Genomic DNA, 2419 nt, shown 5'->3' with positions numbered 1-2419 from the left:
TTCCCAGGCGCCGTCTGCGGTGGCGTTACCTTGCTAGGCTTTGCAGCAGTCTTGTTGCTCTTCGCGACGGCCTTAGGCGACCTGCCATTTGTTTTCTTGGGCATTTCCGGGTCTCCGGGCGGATGATCAGTAAGGGTAGGGTGGTGATTGAACTGTGTAGAAAGAGCTGGCCGAATCACTTCCACGTACGCCGATTCCGGTTCAGTGTTCGCGTGAATAAAGTCTAGGGGCGACCTTAAGCGAGCAATGATTTCAGGCGTGAGGACAGGATCGGGTTGATCGAAAAAACCATGCGGTAGGCCAAGCGTCGTTTCCATGTGAAACGCTGTCTCGGGCGTAAACCTCTCGCCATTTACCAGTTCGGCTACGCGCGTTAGGTTGGAGTCGAGTCCGAGTGCAATATTTTCTGCGCCCACTGCATCGACCAACAATTTAAACGAACGCGTTTTGAAGATGGATGCCGTCTGAGCCGCGTCTCTTGAAGGCGGCGCTTTAACGTAAGGCTTGTTCGTTCGGCGCGGTGTTGCATCTGATTGTTGGCGCGATTGATGCTGGCCCTTATCTCGAGATCCAGAGTATCGCCCGTGTGGTTGACTCATAAAGTGGGGCTCCCGGTCGTCAAATCACTAACAATTTCCACATTATAGGGCGAGGGTGTATCTACAGCGGCTTCACTATAGGGAAAGAACCCGTCCTCAGGATTCAACTCTCACTGTGCTGCTGTTGGCGCCAGATGTTACCGGATCGAAGGCAGCGCCCCATTAAAGATACAAGATGTCGAACCCCGTGACGCGGGGCCAAACGTTTAAGGATGAGTCGACGACATACTTGGGAAGGGCGTAGGCAGTGTTCGCTGGCGGTCCTGATGCGCTTGCTGGGCTCAGCACTTAAGCTACACAGGAGTCAAGATACGAACCGTCTAATCTACCCGACAGCGATCGGGACTGTTGCGGGAAGCCCCATCTCAGATTTCGTCACTTGGATCGCACAGTTCGAGCTTGAACTGCCATCCTTCAAACGTCATTAGCATGCGCCCTAGTTCGTCCCACTCAACACGGCGCCCATCTACGACGACGCATGGCATACGCGAATGCTCGTCACCGTCCCATTCGATTCTGCCACGGATTGTCTCGTCGACAATTTGCAATCCGAGATCGCCATCTCTTACGTGCACAACCGCGAGCAAACGACGCATCTTTTCAATCAGCCTTCCAAGCAATACAAATTGATCCGCTTCCGCATCTCCAAGAATCTGAAACCGGTAGCCCGATGGTTGTTTCTCGCTAGTCGCGTCGAATGCCTCCAGAGAAAGTTTGTCGCCAAACAACAGACTTCGAAAACGAAACTCGTGAACAGCTCCGCTGGCGTCTGACAGGTGCATCGGTTCAAACTTTGTTTGATCAAAATTGTCGATACCGGCGTGCTTTGCCATTTCGCGGTTGAAGCAGGCGGTGCACAGCAATCGGTCGCTGTGCTCGTCGCTTCCAGTATGGATGGTGTCGTACTGTGGCACGGTGGCTTTGCAAGCTGCGCATTGACTGACGGACATGACGGAACTCCACGAAATCAAATGAGCGGCGCGTTTCGCAACCGATGATACTTCGCGGGCCTGATGCGGTACGAAAGATCGGCTTTGTTCGCGAGGCCCATTTTGTCATGCCAGAACGGCCCTGCAACTATATGCGGCCGATCTATTTTCCTGAGAGCGCTTTTGATGTACAAATTTGTTGTAGCTTAAGTGGCATACAACGTCTCACATCAACCAGGTTCCGCCTTAACAGATTGTCTGACTGCCAAGGGATAATTGCTCATGTTACGAGTTTATTGCGCGGGTCCGCTTTTTAACCCAAGCGAGCGCGCTGAGATGGAAAGCATTGCCAGCACGCTGGAGCTATCTGGTTTTTCAACTTTTCTTCCGCATCGCGACGGGCTAGAGTTTGCTCAAATCAAGCCTGCGTTGGAACGATGCGGCGCATCCCCCAGCGAAGCAGCACGCATCATTGATAAAGCGATCTTCGCTCTGGACACGTATCAGTTGCTTCGACGTTGCGATGTGGTTGTGGCGAACTTGAACGGCAGAGTACCCGATGAGGGAACAATCGTCGAGGCGACGCTCGCGTGGCACTCCGGCAAACCGCTTGTGCTGTACAAAACCGACGTACGCTCGATGCTCAGTGGTTCTGACAATCCGATGGTGACAGGGCTTGGCGACTTCGAAACAATCAACGATCTATCGGTTTTGCCGGCCGCCATAGAGCGAGTTGTCGCCCTTCACAGCTCAGGAAAAGTATCTGGAACCATGGAACTTGGTGCATCCATAGCGACGCTTCGGAATGACAGCGATGATGTTTGCGCCGTTGCGGCGGTGCTTTACCAAAATAGCCATCGGAAAAGCAAACTGTAGGCGTCATACCTGCAA

The 2419-nt window shown here is 53.1% G+C and carries 2 protein-coding genes and 1 pseudogene; 1 reads left to right on the top strand and 2 read right to left on the bottom strand.

The window, feature by feature from the left end; translation table 11 throughout:
* Positions 1-599 (bottom strand): annotated as a pseudogene (locus tag ACFFAR_RS30890) (hypothetical protein); the annotation flags it as partial.
* A gap of 365 nt (positions 600-964) precedes the next feature.
* The gene (locus tag ACFFAR_RS30885; RefSeq protein WP_375509190.1) at positions 965-1549 is read right to left on the bottom strand and encodes a hypothetical protein; all 585 of its coding nucleotides are present in this window, start codon (positions 1547-1549) and stop codon (positions 965-967) included.
* Between the two features lie 261 nt (positions 1550-1810).
* Between ACFFAR_RS30885 and ACFFAR_RS30880 the strand changes: the two genes are divergently transcribed.
* On the top strand, positions 1811-2404 hold the full coding sequence (locus ACFFAR_RS30880) for a nucleoside 2-deoxyribosyltransferase (RefSeq protein ID WP_375509189.1): 594 nt from the start codon (positions 1811-1813) through the stop codon (positions 2402-2404).
* Positions 2405-2419 lie beyond the last annotated feature (15 nt).

Origin of the sequence: uncultured Caballeronia sp. (assembly GCF_964243625.1) — a bacterium.
Taxonomy (GTDB): Bacteria; Pseudomonadota; Gammaproteobacteria; order Burkholderiales; family Burkholderiaceae; genus Caballeronia.
The sequence above is the reverse complement of the archived record's forward strand: the minus strand, read 5'-3'. Positions and strand labels throughout refer to the sequence as shown.